The organism is Streptomyces azureus (genome assembly GCF_001270025.1).
Classification (GTDB): Bacteria; Actinomycetota; Actinomycetes; order Streptomycetales; family Streptomycetaceae; genus Streptomyces; species Streptomyces azureus.
Genome location: NZ_DF968368.1, coordinates 22,363 through 39,464, shown reverse-complemented (window position 1 = coordinate 39,464; position 17,102 = coordinate 22,363). Strand labels below are relative to the sequence as shown.

Annotated in this window: 16 protein-coding genes; 13 read left to right on the top strand and 3 right to left on the bottom strand. The window is 70.4% G+C overall.

The genetic code is table 11. From position 1 onward, the window contains the following. Window positions 1-1,057, top strand: a 1,057-nt coding sequence (ftsY, locus tag AOQ53_RS29645) for a signal recognition particle-docking protein FtsY (RefSeq protein ID WP_236711860.1), incomplete at its 5' end; no start/stop codon positions are given. A gap of 106 nt (window positions 1,058-1,163) precedes the next feature. Here the strand turns inward: ftsY and AOQ53_RS29640 are convergent. Continuing rightward, window positions 1,164-1,829 carry a bifunctional DNA primase/polymerase gene (locus tag AOQ53_RS29640; protein WP_059421914.1) on the bottom strand — a complete coding sequence of 222 codons (666 nt, stop codon included), beginning with the start codon at window positions 1,827-1,829 and terminating at the stop codon, window positions 1,164-1,166. A 445-nt stretch (window positions 1,830-2,274) separates the two neighbouring features. Between AOQ53_RS29640 and nsdA the strand changes: the two genes are divergently transcribed. From nsdA to ffh, 5 genes are all read left to right on the top strand, one after another. Then, window positions 2,275-3,774, top strand: a complete 1,500-nt coding sequence (nsdA, locus tag AOQ53_RS29635) for a transcriptional repressor NsdA (protein WP_059421912.1) — start codon at window positions 2,275-2,277, stop codon at window positions 3,772-3,774. Window positions 3,775-4,109: 335 nt separating this feature from the next. Then, entirely contained in the window at window positions 4,110-5,456 is a 1,347-nt protein-coding gene (locus AOQ53_RS29630; RefSeq protein WP_059421910.1) for an ammonium transporter, read from the top strand. Further along, entirely contained in the window at window positions 5,453-5,791 is a 339-nt protein-coding gene (locus tag AOQ53_RS29625; protein WP_003993253.1) for a P-II family nitrogen regulator, read from the top strand. The genes AOQ53_RS29630 and AOQ53_RS29625 overlap by 4 nt, the downstream gene beginning before the upstream one ends. Before the next feature lie 28 nt (window positions 5,792-5,819). Then, window positions 5,820-8,267, top strand: a complete 2,448-nt coding sequence (locus AOQ53_RS29620; RefSeq protein WP_059421908.1) for a [protein-PII] uridylyltransferase — start codon at window positions 5,820-5,822, stop codon at window positions 8,265-8,267. 83 nt (window positions 8,268-8,350) lie between these two features. Then, window positions 8,351-9,901 carry a signal recognition particle protein gene (gene ffh / locus AOQ53_RS29615; RefSeq protein ID WP_059421906.1) on the top strand — a complete coding sequence of 517 codons (1,551 nt, stop codon included), beginning with the start codon at window positions 8,351-8,353 and terminating at the stop codon, window positions 9,899-9,901. A gap of 117 nt (window positions 9,902-10,018) precedes the next feature. On the opposite strand, the gene AOQ53_RS29610 is transcribed toward ffh, so the two are convergent. Beyond that, a complete protein-coding gene (locus tag AOQ53_RS29610; RefSeq protein WP_059421904.1) occupies window positions 10,019-10,621 on the bottom strand; it encodes a hypothetical protein in 603 nt (200 codons plus the stop codon). 137 nt (window positions 10,622-10,758) lie between these two features. After that, complete coding sequence (locus tag AOQ53_RS29605) at window positions 10,759-11,613, bottom strand: methyltransferase domain-containing protein (protein ID WP_059421900.1); 855 nt, start codon at window positions 11,611-11,613, stop codon at window positions 10,759-10,761. Window positions 11,614-11,811: 198 nt separating this feature from the next. Between AOQ53_RS29605 and proS the strand changes: the two genes are divergently transcribed. The 7 genes from proS (at window position 11,812) to rplS (ending at window position 17,074) form a co-directional block, all read left to right on the top strand. Then, window positions 11,812-13,227, top strand: coding sequence for a proline--tRNA ligase (gene proS / locus AOQ53_RS29600; protein WP_059421898.1), 1,416 nt, complete (start codon window positions 11,812-11,814; stop codon window positions 13,225-13,227). Window positions 13,228-13,550: 323 nt separating this feature from the next. Further along, complete coding sequence (locus tag AOQ53_RS29595; RefSeq protein ID WP_059421897.1) at window positions 13,551-14,159, top strand: hypothetical protein; 609 nt, start codon at window positions 13,551-13,553, stop codon at window positions 14,157-14,159. A gap of 293 nt (window positions 14,160-14,452) precedes the next feature. Further along, the gene (gene rpsP / locus AOQ53_RS29590; protein WP_059421895.1) at window positions 14,453-14,872 is read left to right on the top strand and encodes a 30S ribosomal protein S16; all 420 of its coding nucleotides are present in this window, start codon (window positions 14,453-14,455) and stop codon (window positions 14,870-14,872) included. Between the two features lie 2 nt (window positions 14,873-14,874). Further along, window positions 14,875-15,114 carry an RNA-binding protein gene (locus AOQ53_RS29585; RefSeq protein WP_003973401.1) on the top strand — a complete coding sequence of 80 codons (240 nt, stop codon included), beginning with the start codon at window positions 14,875-14,877 and terminating at the stop codon, window positions 15,112-15,114. An 80-nt stretch (window positions 15,115-15,194) separates the two neighbouring features. Next, window positions 15,195-15,755 carry a ribosome maturation factor RimM gene (gene rimM / locus AOQ53_RS29580; RefSeq protein ID WP_059421894.1) on the top strand — a complete coding sequence of 187 codons (561 nt, stop codon included), beginning with the start codon at window positions 15,195-15,197 and terminating at the stop codon, window positions 15,753-15,755. After that, window positions 15,755-16,588 carry a tRNA (guanosine(37)-N1)-methyltransferase TrmD gene (trmD, locus tag AOQ53_RS29575; protein ID WP_020270728.1) on the top strand — a complete coding sequence of 278 codons (834 nt, stop codon included), beginning with the start codon at window positions 15,755-15,757 and terminating at the stop codon, window positions 16,586-16,588. Before rimM ends, trmD begins: the two co-directional genes overlap by 1 nt. Before the next feature lie 135 nt (window positions 16,589-16,723). Beyond that, window positions 16,724-17,074 (top strand): 50S ribosomal protein L19, encoded by a 351-nt coding sequence (rplS, locus tag AOQ53_RS29570; RefSeq protein ID WP_059421892.1) that lies wholly within the window; start codon window positions 16,724-16,726, stop codon window positions 17,072-17,074. Window positions 17,075-17,102: the final 28 nt, after the last annotated feature.

The window sequence follows — 17,102 nt, the reverse complement described above, 5'->3', positions numbered from 1 at the left end:
GCACGTCGGCGACGAGGCCGAGACGCCGCGGGAGGAACCGCGGCGCACGATAGAGGAGGTGGATCTCCCGGACGGCTCGGCTCCGGTCGTCGTCGAGGAGCCGCCCACCGAGGCTCCCGAGATCGAGATCCCGGAGCCCACCGCCGGCCGCCTGGTCCGGCTCCGGGCCCGGCTCTCCCGCTCGCAGAACGCTCTCGGTCAGGGCTTGCTGACCCTGCTGTCGCGCGAGCACCTCGACGAGGACACCTGGGAGGAGATCGAGGACACTCTGCTCACCGCCGACGTCGGCGTGCAGCCCACCCAGGAACTGGTCGAGCGCCTGCGCGAGCGTGTGAAGGTCCTCGGCACCCGCACCCCCGAGGAACTGCGCACCCTGCTGCGTGAGGAACTGATCACGCTGGTCGGCCGGGACATGGACCGCACGGTCAAGACCGAGCCGGAGGACCGCAAGCCGGGCATCGTGTTGGTCGTCGGCGTCAACGGCACCGGCAAGACCACCACCACCGGCAAGCTCGCCCGTGTCCTGGTGGCCGACGGCCAGAGCGTCGTCCTCGGCGCCGCCGACACCTTCCGGGCCGCCGCCGCCGACCAGCTCCAGACCTGGGGTGAGCGCGTCGGGGCCTACACCGTGCGCGGACCGGAGGGCGGCGACCCGGCCTCCGTCGCCTTCGACGCGGTCAAGGAGGGCAAGGAGATGGGCGCGAACGTCGTGCTCATCGACACCGCCGGCCGTCTGCACACCAAGACCGGCCTGATGGACGAGCTCGGCAAGGTCAAGCGGGTCGTGGAGAAGCACGCCCCGGTCGACGAGGTGCTGCTCGTGCTCGACGCCACCACCGGCCAGAACGGCCTGGTCCAGGCCAGGGTCTTCGCCGAGGTCGTCGACATCACCGGCATCGTCCTCACCAAGCTGGACGGCACCGCCAAGGGCGGCATCGTGGTCGCGGTCCAGCGCGAGCTGGGCGTTCCGGTCAAGCTGGTCGGGCTCGGCGAGGGCGCGGACGACCTGGCGCCGTTCGAGCCGGAGGCGTTCGTTGACGCCCTTATCGGAGAGTGAGCTGCGGACAGCATCGGAGCGTGGGCTCCTGACGTCCGTATACAGCAGGGAAGCGCCCGCCCCCGAGGTGCAGTCGGGGTCGGGCGCTTCGAGGTGTGGCGCTGTCCTAGGCCCGTGACCGGTGCGCCACATACGCCAGCGTGCCCAGTACCAGGCGGGCCTCCGGTGGCCTGGATGCCGAGTCCAGGGCGGGGGAGCGCAGCCAGCGCACCGGGCCGAGACCGCCGCGGTCGGAGGGCGGTGCCGTGATGTGCCCGCCGGCGCCGAGGCCGTGCAGGTCGAGGGCGGCCGGGTCGTCCCAGCCCATGCGGTAGAGGAGGCCGGACAGGTCGGCGGCGGCGCCGGGGGCGACGAAGAAGTGGGCGCGGCCGTCCGGGGTCACCGCGACCGGGCCGACGGGCAGGCCCATGCGCTCCAGCCGCGCCAGCGCGCGGCAGCCGGCGGGTTCCGCCACCTCGATGATGTCGAACGCCCGGCCCACCGGCAGCATCACCGAGGCGCCGGGGAACTCGCCCCAGGTCTCGGTCACCTCGTCCAGCGTCGCCCCGGCGGGGATCACCGGCGCGAAGTCCAGCGGATGCGCGCCCGGCGCCGGGCAGTCACGGCGGCCGCAGGAGCAGGCTCCCGCCGCGGCCCGGGCGCCCGGCACCACGTCCCAGCCCCACAGGCCGGTGTACTCGGCCACGGCGGTGCCGTCCGACATGCGGCCGCGGCGGCGTGAGCCGGATCGGATGTCGCGCATGCCCCGGCTGATGCCGATCGTGAAGCCCATGCCCCCTCCAACGGGTCCGACCCACCGGTAGTCACGCAGCGGACGCGAGACGTGACTCTCTGTTCCCGCCTTCCCGGCGGCGATCAGTTCACTCGGCGCCCGGAAGTGCCCAGGGTGGCGTGCCTGGCGACACGCGCCCCTGAGTGCACCGCTGCACCCGCTCCTGGGTGTCCTGTGTCAAGTGAATCGCGGTGACGCGTACGCGAGTTCATTCGTTGGGGTGGCGAATGGTGGCGTTTCCGTGTGAGCCGTGGTGGGACGGGTGATCGTAGGATTACTTTGTGTGCACGAGTCCTGGGGGCACATGCACTTGTGGGTATGCCGGAGGCAAGTCGGTATTCCGTTCGAAGGGTGGCAAGGACCGGACGGACGGCCGTACGAACCGGCATTCTGATAGGGCTTGGCGCACTCGGCGACAAGTGGTCTCAGGGATGGGGGCGTTCCAGTGAGCGGCAACGGCGGAAGCGGGACGAACGCTGTAAACGCGACGCACGCTGACAAGCGCCCGAACGAGCTGCTCACTTCCTGGTTCGTGCGCAGCGGCTGGTCCAAGGGCGAGCTGGCCCGCCAGGTCAACCGCAGGGCACGCCAGCTGGGCGCCAACCACATCTCCACGGACACCTCGCGCGTGCGCCGCTGGCTCGACGGTGAGAACCCCCGCGAACCGATCCCCAGGATCCTGTCCGAGCTGTTCTCGGAGCGCTTCGGCGTCGTCGTCTCCGTCGAGGACCTGGGGCTGCGCACCGCGCGCCAGTCCCCCTCCGCGACCGGCGTCGACCTGCCCTGGACGGGCCCGCAGACCGTGGCCCTGCTCAGCGAGTTCTCGCGCAGCGACCTGATGCTGGCGCGGCGCGGCTTCCTCGGGAGCTCGCTGGTCCTGTCTGCGGGCCCGGCCCTCATCGAGCCCATGCAGCGCTGGCTCGTCCCCTCGCCCCCGGCCCCGCGGTCGGAGCCCGAGCCCGCGGCCGGCCAGTCCGGGCGGGCCCGCGGCCGGCTCTCCAAGCCCGAGCTGGACCTGCTGGAGTCCACGACCGTGATGTTCCGGCAGTGGGACGCCCAGTGCGGCGGCGGCCTGCGCCGCAAGGCGGTCGTCGGGCAGCTGCACGAGGTGACGGACCTGCTCCAGGAGCCCCAGCCCGAGGCCACCACTCGGCGCCTGTTCAAGGTCGCCGCCGAACTCGCCGAGCTGGCCGGCTGGATGTCGTACGACGTCGGGCTTCAGCCGACCGCGCAGAAGTACTTCGTCCTCGCGCTGCACGCCGCGAAGGAGGCCGGTGACCGGCCCCTCGGTTCGTACGTGCTGTCCAGCATGAGCCGGCAGATGATCCACCTCGGCCGGCCCGACGACGCGCTGGAGCTGATCCACCTCGCGCAGTACGGCAGCCGGGACTGCGCGAGCCCGCGCACCCAGTCGATGCTGTATGCGATGGAGGCCCGCGCCTACGCCAACATGGGCCAGCCCGGCAAGTGCAAGCGGGCAGTCAGGATGGCCGAGGACACCTTCACCGAGGCCGACGAGTGGGACGAGCCCGACCCCGACTGGATCCGCTTCTTCTCCGAGGCCGAGCTGTACGGCGAGAACTCGCACTCGTACCGCGACCTGGCCTATGTCGCCGGCCGCAGCCCCACGTACGCCTCGCTGGCCGAGCCCCTGATGAAGCGGGCCGTGGAGCTCTTCGCCGAGGACGGCGAGCACCAGCGTTCGTACGCGCTGAACCTGATCGGCATGGCCACGGTGAACCTCCTCCAGCGTGAGCCCGAGCAGTGCACGGTCTGCGCCTCCCAGGCCATGCAGGTCGCCAAGAAGGTCCGCTCCGAGCGGGTCAACACTCGTATCCGAAAGACGGTCGACACGGCCGCACGCGACTTCGGTGACCTCGGCGAGGTCGTCGACCTCACCGAGCGGCTGGCCGCCGAGCTGCCCGAGACGGCCGAGGCGGTCTGAGCCCCGCTCTCCGGAATCCGCCACCCCTGAACCCCGGCCGCGGCCGGCCCTCCCGAACTGCCCGACTCGGCTCCCCCGTGCCAGGTCATCGGAAGGCCAACCGCGGCCGGACCCGCTTCCGTGCGGAAGATTGCGTCACGATAACGATCGACGCGCCCACTATCCGGCAGTTCATCGAGGCGTAACACACGGAGTGCCTTCGTCACGGCGGCGAAACAACGAGGGGCTTCCACCGAAACCGCGCTGCGCCAATCTCGTGGCGCATAACCGGCCCACCCCTCATTCCGCTCGAGGCTTCGCCCGCACGGGGCCGTACCAACGACGAGGAGACGCCGATGGCACCAGCCATCACCCTTGCCGCAGAAGCACCCAAGCTGTCTGCCGCCAACACAGGGTTCATGCTCATCTGTTCCGCCCTGGTGATGCTCATGACCCCGGGCCTGGCCTTCTTCTACGGAGGCATGGTCCGCGTCAAGAGCACCCTGAACATGCTGATGATGAGCTTCATCAGCCTCGGGATCGTCACCATCCTGTGGGTGCTGTACGGCTTCTCCATGGCGTTCGGCACCGACACCGGCCACATCATCGGCTGGAACTCCGACTGGCTCGGCCTCACTGGTGTCGACAAGGGCGAGCTGTGGGGTTCGTACAACATCCCGCTCCTGGCCTTCATGGTCTTCCAGCTGATGTTCGCGATCATCACGCCCGCCCTGATCAGCGGTGCGCTCGCGGACCGTGTGAAGTTCTCCGCCTGGGCGCTGTTCATCGCGCTGTGGGCCACGATCGTCTACTTCCCCGTCGCCCACTGGGTGTGGGGTGAGGGCGGCTGGGCCTTCGACATGGGCGTGATCGACTTCGCCGGTGGTACCGCGGTCCACATCAACGCGGGTGCCGCGGCGCTCGGCGTGATCCTGGTCATCGGCAAGCGGGTCGGCTTCAAGCGGGACCCGATGCGTCCGCACAGCCTCCCGCTGGTCATGCTCGGCGCCGGTCTGCTGTGGTTCGGCTGGTTCGGCTTCAACGCCGGCTCGTGGCTCGGCAACGACGACGGCGTCGGCTCCCTGATGTTCGTCAACACGCAGATCGCCACCGCCGCCGCCATGCTGGCCTGGCTGGCCTACGAGAAGATCCGCCACGGCGCGTTCACCACGCTGGGCGCCGCCTCCGGTGCGGTCGCGGGTCTGGTCGCCATCACCCCGGCCGGTGGTTCGGTCACCCCGATGGGCGCGATCGCCGTCGGTGCCATCGCCGGTGTCCTGTGCGCCATGGCCGTCGGCCTGAAGTACAAGTTCGGCTACGACGACTCGCTCGACGTCGTGGGCGTCCACCTCGTCGGTGGTGTGGTCGGCTCCATCCTGATCGGCTTCTTCGCCAGTGGTACGGGCCAGTCCGAGGCCACGGGCGTGTTCTACGGCGACCACAGGTTCGACCAGCTGTGGAAGCAGCTCGCCGGTGTCGGCGGTGTGCTCGTCTACTCGCTGATCGTCTCGGCGCTCCTCGCCTTCATCCTCGACAAGACCATCGGCATGCGGGTCCCCGAGGACGACGAGATCGCCGGCATCGACCAGTCCGAGCACGCCGAGACCGCATACGACTTCAGCGGCGCCGGTGGCGGTGCCGCCAAGACCGCCGCCGTCGCGGCCGCCGTGGCCGGAGCCGAGAGCAAGAAGGTGGACGCATGAAGCTCATCACCGCCGTCGTGAAGCCGCACCGGCTCGACGAGATCAAGGAAGCCCTCCAGGCCTTCGGCGTGCACGGCCTGACGGTCACCGAGGCCAGCGGCTACGGTCGGCAGCGGGGCCACACCGAGGTCTACCGCGGCGCCGAGTACACCGTCGACCTGGTCCCCAAGATCCGCATCGAGGTCCTGGTCGAGGACGACGACGCCGAGCAGCTGATCGATGTCGTCGTCAAGGCGGCCCGCACCGGCAAGATCGGTGACGGCAAGGTCTGGTCCATCCCGGTCGACACGGCTGTACGGGTCCGGACCGGCGAGCGCGGCCCCGACGCGCTCTGAGGCAGGCAAACAGAACAGGAGTCGCTGGGTGACGGGTACGGACGTGCAGAAGGAAGCAGAGGACTCAGGACCCAGCGGCTACGCGGCGGCCCGGCTGCGTCTCCTCACCGAGGAGGCGCGGTCCGGGCCGCCGCGCCGTGCGGCCCTGGCCGAACTGACGGACGACTGGCTCACCGGGCTGTTCACCGCGGGCGCGGAAGGGCTGCGCGGGGCCTCCCTGGTCGCCGTCGGCGGCTACGGACGCGGCGAACTCTCCCCGCGCAGCGACCTCGACCTGCTCCTGCTGCACGACGGCAGCGACAGCAAGGCGGTCGCCGCCCTCGCCGACCGGCTCTGGTACCCGGTGTGGGACCTGGGCCTGGCCCTCGACCACTCCGTCCGGACGCCCGCCGAGGCCCGCAAGACCGCCGGCGAGGACCTCAAGGTGCAGCTCGGCCTGCTGGACGCCCGGCACCTCGCCGGTGACCTCGGCCTCACGGCCGGGCTGCGTACGGCCGTGCTGGCCGACTGGCGCAACCAGGCGCCCAAACGCCTCCCCGAACTCCAGGAGCTGTGCGCGGAACGCGCCGAGCGCCAGGGCGAGTTGCAGTACCTCCTGGAACCCGACCTGAAGGAGGCCCGCGGCGGGCTGCGCGACGCCACCGCCCTGCGTGCCGTCGCCGCCTCCTGGCTCGCCGACGCCCCGCGCGAGGGCCTCGCCGACGCCCGGCGCCGGCTCCTCGACGTACGGGACGCACTGCACCTGGCCACCGGGAGGGCGACCGACCGCCTGGCCCTCCAGGAGCAGGACCAGGTGGCCGCCGAGCTCGGTCTGCTCGACGCGGACACGCTGCTGCGGCAGGTGTACGAGGCGGCGCGGCTGGTCTCGTACGCCAGTGACGTCACCTGGCGCGAGGTGGGGCGCGTGCTGCGATCGCGCGCCGTGCGGCCCAGGCTGCGCGCCATGTTGGGCGGCGGGAAGCCGACCGCCGAGCGATCTCCGCTGGCCGAAGGCGTCGTGGAGCAGGACGGCGAGGTGGTGCTCGCCCGTGCCGCACGCCCCGAGCGCGACCCCGTACTGCCGCTGCGCGCCGCGGCCGCCGCCGCTCAGGCCGGACTCCCGCTCTCCCTGCACGCCGTACGGCGCATGGCGGCCACCGTGCGCCCGCTGCCCACGCCCTGGCCCGCCGAGGCACGCGAGCAGCTCGTCACCCTGCTCGGCTCCGGCCGCCCGACCATCGAGGTCTGGGAGGCGCTGGAGGCCGAGGGGCTGATCACGCGGCTGCTGCCGGACTGGGAGCGGGTGCGCTGCCGCCCGCAGCGCAACGCCGTGCACATCTGGACCGTCGACCGGCACCTCATCGAGACCGCCGTACGCGCCTCCGAGTTCACCCGCCGCGTCAGCCGCCCCGACCTGCTGCTGGTCGCCGCGCTGCTGCACGACATCGGCAAGGGCTGGCCAGGCGACCACTCGGTGGCCGGTGAGATCATCGCCAAGGACGTGGCCGCCCGCATCGGCTTCGACCGCCACGACGTGGCCGTCGTCGCCACCCTCGTACGCCATCACCTGCTCCTCGTCGAGACCGCCACCCGGCGTGACCTGGAGGACCCGGCCACCGTGCGCTCGGTCGCCGAGGCCGTCGGCTCCCAGGGCACCCTGGAACTGCTGCACGCGCTCACCGAGGCCGACGCCCTGGCCACCGGCCCGGCCGCCTGGTCGTCCTGGCGCGGTTCGCTCGTCGCCGACCTGGTCGAGCGGGTCTCGGCGGTGCTCGCCGGGGACGTCCCGGCCGATCCCGAGGATGCCGCGCCGACCACCGAGCAGGAGCGGCTCGCCATCGAGGCGGTCGCGACGGGCAGCCCGGTCCTCTCCCTGCGGGCTCAGACCGAGCCGCCCGCCGGGCAGGAGCCCTCCGGCGACCCCGAGCCGCTCGGCGTGGAACTGCTCATCGCCGTGCCCGAACAGCCGGGTGTACTGCCCGCGGTGGCGGGTGTCCTCGCCATGCACCGGCTGACCGTGCGAACGGCGGAACTGCGGTCCCTGACCCTCCCGGACGGTGTCGACGGCACCGTCCTGCTACTGGACTGGCGGGTCGCCGCCGAGTACGGCTCCCTGCCGCAGGCCGCCCGCCTCCGCGCCGACCTCGTGCGGGCGCTGGACGGCTCCCTGGACATCGCCGGCCGCCTCGCCGAACGGGACGCGGCCTATCCGCGCCGCCGGGGCGTGGTGGCCCCGCCGCCCCGGGTGTCGGTCCACCCGGCCGCCTCCCGGCTGGCCACCGTGATCGAGGTCCGCTCCCAGGACGCCCCGGGCCTGCTGTTCCGCATCGGCCGCGCCCTGGAGGACGCGAGCGTACAGATGCGCAGCGCGCACGTCTCGACGCTGGGCGCCAACGCCGTGGACGCCTTCTACGTCACCGGCCCCGAGGGCGCGCCGCTGCCCGGTGACGAGGCCGAGTCGGTGGCGCGGAAGCTGGAGGAGACGCTGCGTGGGTGAGGGCGGCCCGGCGACTTGTCACGCCGGGATACCCTGGAGGGCGATTCCCCAGTCTGTCTCCGACCCCGAGGACCGCGAGCGCCGTGTTCGATACTCTTTCCGATCGCCTCTCAGCGACCTTCAAGAACCTGCGCGGCAAGGGACGGCTCTCCGAGGCGGACATCGACGCCACGGCGCGCGAGATCCGGATCGCGCTCCTCGAGGCGGATGTGGCGCTGCCGGTCGTCCGTACGTTCATCAAGAACGTCAAGGAGCGCGCGCTCGGCGCCGAGGTCAGCAGGGCACTGAACCCGGCCCAGCAGGTCCTCAAGATCGTCAACGAGGAACTGGTCACCATCCTCGGTGGCGAGACCCGGCGCCTGCGCTTCGCCAAGCAGCCGCCCACCGTGATCATGCTGGCGGGTCTGCAGGGTGCCGGTAAGACCACCCTCGCGGGCAAGCTCGGCCGCTGGCTGAAGGAGCAGGGCCACTCGCCGCTGCTGGTCGCCTGTGACCTTCAGCGCCCGAACGCCGTGAACCAGCTCAGCGTCGTCGCCGAGCGCGCCGGTGTCGCCGTCTACGCGCCCGAGCCGGGCAACGGCGTCGGTGACCCGGTCAAGGTCGCCAAGGACTCCATCGAGCACGCCAGGTCCAAGGTCCACGACATCGTCATCGTGGACACCGCCGGCCGCCTGGGCATCGACCAGGAGATGATGCAGCAGGCCGCGGACATCCGGGACGCGGTCAGCCCCGACGAGATCCTGTTCGTCGTCGACGCGATGATCGGTCAGGACGCCGTCAACACCGCCGAGGCCTTCCGCGACGGCGTCGGCTTCGACGGCGTGGTGCTCTCCAAGCTCGACGGTGACGCCCGCGGTGGTGCGGCCCTGTCGATCCGGCAGATCACCGGCAAGCCGATCATGTTCGCGTCGAACGGCGAGAAGCTCGACGACTTCGACGCCTTCCACCCGGACCGGATGGCCTCCCGCATCCTCGACATGGGTGACCTGCTCACCCTGATCGAGCAGGCGGAGAAGACCTTCGACCAGGCCGAAGCCCAGAAGATGGCCGAGAAGCTGGCCTCCAAGAAGGGCCAGGACTTCACCCTCGACGACTTCCTGGCCCAGATGGAGCAGGTCAGGAAGATGGGCTCCATCTCCAAGCTGCTCGGCATGCTTCCGGGCATGGGCCAGATGAAGGACCAGATCAACAACCTCGACGAGCGGGACGTCGACCGCACGGCCGCGATCATCAAGTCGATGACCCCGGTCGAGCGCCAGGACCCGACGATCATCAACGGCTCGCGGCGCGCCCGTATCGCGCGGGGTTCCGGTGTCGAGGTCAGCGCGGTGAAGAACCTGGTCGAGCGGTTCTTCGAGGCCCGCAAGATGATGTCCCGCATGGCCCAGGGCGGCGGCATGCCCGGGATGCCCGGCATGCCGGGCATGGGCGGCGGTCCCGGCCGGGCGAAGAAGAAGCAGAAGCAGGCCAAGGGCAAGCAGCGCTCCGGCAACCCGATGAAGCGCAAGCAGCAGGAGCAGGAGGAGGCCGCCCGCCGCGCGGCCGCCGCCGAGGGCGGCAACGCCTTCGGGCTGCCGCAGCAGGGCGGCAAGGACTTCGAACTCCCCGATGAGTTCAAGAAGTTCATGGGCTGATTCAAGAAGTCCGTCGGCTGACCACCCGTTCCCGTGCGGCACGGGGTTCCTGAACGGCACTGAGGGCGCTCCCCTTCGAAAGGGGGCGCCCTCAGTGGTTCGTCGCCGGCTCGCCGGTCAGGAGTTCGGGAACTTCCAGATGTAGGGCTCGCCGTCCTCCTCGGACCAGTGGACCTCGACGCTCTTGGCGTTCGCCGGGATCACGTACGTCTCGCAGAAGACGTGGCTCTCGCCCTGCTTCCAGCTCTCGACGTCGTACGGGTCCTCGCAGCCCGCCGTGTCCTCGGACGCGCCGATGAGGACGCTGCCGCGCCGCCCGTCGGCGGAGACCGTGGTGCCGTCGTGCACGTCCGAGCCGTCGGTGAGGGCGGGCCCGCTCTTGTGCGTGTACTTCACGTGGGCGACGGCCAGCACCATGCCCTTGACCTTGTCCGGCTCCGACACGGCCTTGGCGGCCTCCGACTCGGTGCCCACGTCGACCTTCTGCGCCACGATGTCGTAGGTGACCGCTCCCGGGTCCTCCGCGACCTTGCCCGTAGCGCTCTCGCCGGTCCCCAGCTCGCCACCGGAAGCCGGCTTCGGCGACGGGAAGACCTTGGCCTTCTCGGTGTCCGGGCTCTTCGCGTCGACCTTGTCGCCGCCGCCACCGCAAGCGGTGAGGGCCAGAGCGAGAACGGCGACGGGCGCGACGAGACGCAGCGCGGTCTTGTGGTGCGGCAAAACAGCTCCTGTATGCAGATGTGTAGGTCCCCCGAGCGGTGGATCACATTAAGCGTTCATGATCCAACTGGTGAAACCCGAAGGACCCCATGGTGCTTTCTTCACACCATTCACACCTGCACTGAAGATCTGTTCCGTCAGGGTGTGCGGGCGATCAGATACCGGAACACGTTCGGCATCCACACCGTCCCGTCCTGCCGCTGGTGCGGATGCAGAGCCTCGGTCAGCTCCTTGTCCACCTGCACCTGGTCCGTCGCCGTGATCGCCGCGTCGAACAACCCCGTCGACTTGAGCCCGCGCACCGCGCTGTCCACATCGGCGTACCCGAAGGGGCACGCCACCCGCCCGGACCCGTCCGGCTTGAGACCGGCCCGCTGGGCGACGTCCTCCAGGTCGTCGCGGAGGGCGGGGCGCCAGCTGCCCGTGCTGCGCAGCGGCTCCGCCAGCTTGGTGGCGACCCGCAGCACGGACGTCGTGGCGCACCGCTCCGGCGGGCCCCAGCCGGCCAGCACCACGGCCGCTCCGCGCCTCGCCAGCGGCGTCGCCTCCGCGAGCAGTCCGCCCAGCCCCTCCGAGTCGCCCGCGAGGCACCCGATCGGCTCGAAGGCGGTCACCAGGGTGTACGCGGGAGCTCCCGGCTCCTTGGTGTCCCGGGGCGAGCCGTCGACCAGCCGGGCGCCCGCACGCGCGCGCGTGGCCCCCGCCTCGGGCAGCAACCGCTGCCGTGCGAGGGCCATTCTCTCGGGGGAAGCGTCGATACCGGTGACCGCCGCTCCCCGGGCGGCGGCCATCAGCAAGGCGAGTCCGGAACCGCAGCCGAGGCCGAGCAGCCGCGTCGCGGGACCCACGTCCAGTCGCTCGTAGACGGCCTCGTAGAGCGGTACGAGCATCCGCTCCTGGATCTCGGACCAGTCACGCGCGCGTGCACGCAGGTCCACGCGGGGTGCGGCCCCCGCGTGAGGCAGGTGCTGCCGCACGAGCGTAGGTGTCATAAGTAAGCGCCCCAATCCGCCGAGAGTTGCCTCTTGCCCGATTCCATGGCCCCCGTGACAGTGCGCTCGCACTACCCCCGTATGCCAGGAAACTCCCCCCTCGACCTGTCGTCCAGTGGAATGCGACCCGGTTATGAGTTGTCATGTGCCTATGGCGAGATTTCACATTCCGGCAACGCGGACCCGTACCATCTCGCCATGGCCAAGGCACCCGTACTCACCCCCCAGGCGGACGACTTCCCGCGCTGGTACCAGGACTTGATCACCAAGGCGGAGCTCGCCGACAACGGGCCGGTGCGCGGCACCATGGTCATCCGACCGTACGGGTACGGGCTGTGGGAGCGGATGCAGGCCGAGATGGACGCCCGCATCAAGGAGACCGGCACCCAGAACGCGTACTTCCCGCTCCTGATCCCGCAGTCGTACCTCACCCGCGAGGCGGACCACGTCGAGGGCTTCGCGCCGGAGCTCGCGGTCGTCACGCACGGCGGCGGCAAGGAGCTGGAGGAGCCGGCGGTCGTCCGCCCCACCTCCGAGATGATCATCAACGACTACTTCTCGAAGTGGGTGCAGAGCTACCGCGATCTGCCGCTGCTCATCAACCAGTGGGCGAACGTCGTGCGCTGGGAGCTGCGGCCCCGCCTCTTCCTGCGGACCACCGAGTTCCTCTGGCAGGAGGGCCACACCGCGCACGCCACGTACGAGGAGGCGCGCGATTTCGCCGCGCACATCCACCGGCGGGTCTACGAGGACTTCATGGTGAACGTCCTCGCGATGGACGTCGTCCCCGGCCGCAAGACCGTCAAGGAGCGGTTCGCCGGCGCGATCAACACCCTCACGCTCGAAGGCATGATGGGCGACGGCAAGGCTCTCCAGATGGCCACCAGCCACGAGCTGGGCCAGAACTTCGCCAAGGCCTTCAACACGCAGTACCTGTCGAAGGACGGCCGGCAGGAGCTGGTCTGGCAGACCTCCTGGGGTTCCACCACCCGCATGATCGGCGCCCTGGTGATGATGCACGGCGACGACAACGGCCTGCGCGTCCCGCCGAGGCTGGCGCAGATCCAGGCCGTGGTGCTCGCGATCAAGGGCGACGAGGCGGTTCTGGCCAAGGTCCGCGAGATCGGCGACCGGCTGAAGGAGGCCGGGATCCGTGTCCACGTCGACGACCGCACCGACACCCCCTTCGGCCGCCGTGCCGTCGACTGGGAGCTCAAGGGTGTGCCGGCCCGCATCGAGATCGGCCCGCGCGACCTGGAGAACGGCACCGCGATGCTGGCCCGCCGCATCCCGGGCGGCAAGGAGCCGGTCTCCCTGGACACCCTGGTGTCGCTGCTGCCGAAGGTCCTCGAAGAAGACCAGACGCTGCTGCTGAAGCAGTCCCGGGAGCGCCGCGAGTCCCGTACCACCGAGGTCGCGACGATCGACGAGGCCGTCGAGGTGGCCGGCGCGGGCGGCTGGGCGCGCATCCCGTGGGCGGTGCTCGGCGAGGAGGGCGAGGCCAAGCTGGCCGACCACGCGGTGACCGTACGTTGTCTGGTCGCCGAGGACGGGTCGGTGCCGGACGCCGACGACGCACCCGGTAACGTCGCGGTCGTCGCACGCGCTTACTGAGCCGCGCACGCGCCGACCGAGTGGGGCGCAAGGCGACCGAAACGCCTCTTGCGCACACGCGGATCCCTGCTTCTCCGGCGCGCGGACATGGACTACGCGCCGATCGAGAGGGCGGCCCGAAGGGCCTCGGTCGAGGGTGGTGGCGGGAGACGGGTGGGCGTACGCGGGACTACGCACCACCTTGTGGTGAGCTGTGAGGCTTCTCCACAGATCAGCGCACCCGCCCTCGTCCGGACGCATCAGAGGCAACTGACGGGTACGTGCAAATTATTTGGGATGCCCCGGAATCGGAACACTGGGGCACCCCGGCTCGTTGTCATTACGTGAGCACGACACAGACACCACCTGTTCTCGCCGCAGAGCTGGCACAGGCGTGGGCCGACATTCAGCGGTACCACCCCGAGCTGCCCGACCTTGCCGCGCCAGAGTCCCTGATCGGGGAGTCGTCGTCCGCGTGCGGTCACGAGCTCTCCTTCGAGCGACTGCTCCATGAGGCAGTCCATGGCATCGCCGCCGCCCGCGGCGTCCGCGACACCTCCCGTGCCGGCCGCTACCACAACCGCAGATTCCTCGCGATCGCCGAGGAGCTGGGCCTGGACCACCCCGAGGAACCGCACCCCAGCAGCGGTTTCTCCCTGGTCACGCTCACCCCGGAGGCGAAGCGCCGTTACCGCCCGACGATGGAGCGCCTCCAGCGCGCCCTGAAGGCCCACACGGCCGCGACCTCATCCGACACCTCCCGCACCTTCCGGGGCCCGGCCGCCCGGCACGGCTCCTCCGGCGGCGGCGTTCGCGTCAAGGCGGTCTGCGACTGCGGCCGCAACGTACGCGTCGTGCCGTCGGTCCTCGCCCAGGCGCCCATCGTCTGCGGCGGCTGCGGCAAGCAGTTCCGGATCCCGGACGTCGTGGGAGCGGGGGCGGTGGCCGGCTGACGTCCACAACCGGCATCTCGTGGCTGCCGGTCGGGACAGCACTCGCCGCTGCCGGGCAGGCACCCGACGTACCTCACCTCCACGCCGGGTGCCCGCTCAGCATGCCCGCACGGCAGCGAACCCCTCGGTCAGAGCTGCCCGGCAGGGTGTGGCACAATGGCTAGCTGTACTCGACAGCCGCACAGGACCCCTCTCTCCTCCGGCTGACGCGTCCATCGGGCACTCGGGTACCGCAACCCCACGCGGCCATCTCGCCGTGCCCAACCACGTCAAATCCAGGAGAACCCACTCCCGTGGCAGTCAAGATCAAGCTGAAGCGTCTGGGCAAGATCCGTTCGCCTCACTACCGCATCGTCGTCGCCGACTCCCGTACCCGTCGTGACGGTCGTGCGATCGAGGAGATCGGCAAGTACCACCCGACGTACAACCCGTCGGTGATCGAGGTCGACGCCGAGCGTGTGGCGTACTGGCTCGGTGTCGGCGCGCAGCCGACCGAGCCCGTGATGGCCATCCTCAAGAAGACCGGCGACTGGCAGAAGTTCAAGGGCGAGCCCGCCCCGGCTCCGCTGCTGACGCAGCCCGAGAAGGCCGCGCGTCCGTCGTTCGAGGCTCTCGGCGGTGACGACGAGGGCAAGGGTGAGGCGATCACCCAGAAGAAGAAGGCTGAGAAGAAGGACGAGGCTTCTGCCGAGTCCGCTTCGACCGAGGCCTGAGCATGCTCGAGGAGGCTCTCGAGCACCTCGTGAAGGGCATCGTCGACAACCCTGACGATGTGCAGGTCGCCTCGCGCAACCTGCGCCGTGGGCGGGTGCTCGAGGTCCGGGTCCACCCGGACGACCTCGGCAAGGTGATCGGCCGCAACGGCCGCACCGCACGCGCCCTGCGTACCGTCGTGGGCGCCATCGGCGGTCGCGGTGTCCGCGTCGACCTCGTCGACGTGGACCACGTCCGCTGACGCTTATCGCAACCGGCTCGGGCCGGGGAAGGCCTGAGGGCCGTCCCCGGCCCGCAGTCGTATGACAGGAGACTGGACACGTGCAGCTGGTAGTCGCACGGATCGGCCGTGCCCATGGCATCAAGGGCGAGGTCACCGTCGAGGTACGGACCGACGAGCCGGAACTGAGGCTCGCCCCCGGTGCCGTACTCGCCACCGATCCCGCTTCTGCGGGACCGCTCACCATCGAGACGGGCCGCGTCCACAGCGGCCGTCTCCTGCTGCGCTTCGAGGGTGTCAGCGACCGCACCGGCGCCGAGGCCCTGCGCAACACCCTCCTGATCGCCGAGGTCGACCCGGAGGAACTGCCCGAGGGCGAGGACGAGTACTACGACCACCAGCTCATCGACCTCGACGTGGTCACCGCGGACGGCACCGAGGTCGGCCGGATCACGGAGATCTCGCACCTGCCCACCCAGGACCTGTTCATCGTGGAACGCCCCGACGGCAGCGAGGTGATGATCCCCTTCGTCGAGGAGATCGTCGCCGAGATCGACCTCGAGGAGCAGAAGGCCGTCATCACCCCGCCGCCGGGTCTGATCGACGACCGCGCCGAGATCGCCTCCAGCCGGGAAGACGTCTCCGGCCGGGAAGAGTCGTAATGCGCCTCGATGTCGTCACGATCTTCCCCGAGTACCTGGAACCGCTGAACGTCTCCCTCGTGGGCAAGGCACGCGCGCGTGGACAGCTGAACGTACACGTCCACGACCTGCGGTCCTGGACCTACGACCGTCACAACACCGTCGATGACACGCCCTACGGCGGCGGCCCCGGCATGGTCATGAAGACCGAGCCTTGGGGAGAGGCGCTGGACTCCGTCCTGGCCGACGGCTACGAGACCGGCTCCCACGCGCCGGCCCTCATCGTGCCCACGCCCAGCGGCCGCCCCTTCACCCAGGAGCTCGCCGTCCACCTCTCCGAGCGCCCCTGGCTGATCTTCACGCCGGCCCGCTACGAGGGCATCGACCGCCGGGTCGTCGACGAGTACGCGACGCGGATGCCGGTGTACGAGGTGTCCATCGGCGACTACGTCCTGGCCGGCGGCGAGGCGGCCGTCCTCGTCGTCACGGAGGCCGTGGCGCGGCTGCTGCCCGGCGTCCTGGGCAACGCCGAGTCCCACCGGGACGACTCCTTCGCGCCCGGCGCCATGGCGAGCCTGCTGGAGGGTCCCGTGTACACCAAGCCGCCCGAGTGGCGCGGCCGGGACATCCCCGACGTGCTGCTCAGCGGCCACCACGGGAAGATCGCCCGCTGGCGGCGGGACGAGGCCCTGAAGCGCACCACGGCCCACCGGCCCGACCTCATCGAGCGGTGCGACCCCAAGGCCTTCGACAAGAAGGACCGCGAGATGCTGTCCATCCTGGGCTGGGAACCGGACCCCGAGGGGGAGCCGTACGGCCGATTTTGGCGCAGGACCGACGGCGTGGAAGAATAGCCAGCTGTTGTGCGTCCGTCCGGCGCGCGCCCCTGCCACAGGGGGAGACGACGCCCGCTCCGACCCGCACAACCCTGATCCGAAACACCTAGTTTCCGTTGATGACCTGTGGCATCAGCGAAGAAAGCAGACGAAATGTCTCACCTGCTCGACACCGTCGACTCCGCGTCGCTGCGCAGCGACGTCCCTGCCTTCCGCCCGGGCGACACGGTCAACGTGCACGTCCGCGTCATCGAGGGCAACCGCTCCCGTGTGCAGCAGTTCAAGGGCGTCGTGATCCGCCGCCAGGGCTCCGGCGTCCGCGAGACGTTCACGGTCCGCAAGGTCTCCTTCTCCGTCGGCGTCGAGCGCACCTTCCCGGTGCACACCCCGATCGTGGAGAAGATCGAGCTCGTCACCAAGGGTGCCGTCCGCCGCGCCAAGCTGTACTACCTGCGCGAGCTGCGCGGCAAGGCCGCGAAGATCAAGGAGAAGCGCGAGAACTGAGCGCTCTCCGGGGTTCGCGTCGGGGCCG

What these genes read in the sequence shown, in the direction of transcription:
- AOQ53_RS29640 (WP_059421914.1), bottom strand. Translation starts at nt 1,829, where the DNA reads ATGGGCTTCACGATCGGCATCAGCCGGGGCATGCGCGACATCCGATCC.
- AOQ53_RS29630 (WP_059421910.1), top strand. Translation starts at nt 4,110, where the DNA reads ATGGCACCAGCCATCACCCTTGCCGCAGAAGCACCCAAGCTGTCTGCC.
- AOQ53_RS29625 (WP_003993253.1), top strand. Translation starts at nt 5,453, where the DNA reads ATGAAGCTCATCACCGCCGTCGTGAAGCCGCACCGGCTCGACGAGATC.
- AOQ53_RS29605 (WP_059421900.1), bottom strand. Translation starts at nt 11,613, where the DNA reads ATGACACCTACGCTCGTGCGGCAGCACCTGCCTCACGCGGGGGCCGCA.
- proS (WP_059421898.1), top strand. Translation starts at nt 11,812, where the DNA reads ATGGCCAAGGCACCCGTACTCACCCCCCAGGCGGACGACTTCCCGCGC.
- AOQ53_RS29585 (WP_003973401.1), top strand. Translation starts at nt 14,875, where the DNA reads ATGCTCGAGGAGGCTCTCGAGCACCTCGTGAAGGGCATCGTCGACAAC.
- trmD (WP_020270728.1), top strand. Translation starts at nt 15,755, where the DNA reads ATGCGCCTCGATGTCGTCACGATCTTCCCCGAGTACCTGGAACCGCTG.
- rplS (WP_059421892.1), top strand. Translation starts at nt 16,724, where the DNA reads ATGTCTCACCTGCTCGACACCGTCGACTCCGCGTCGCTGCGCAGCGAC.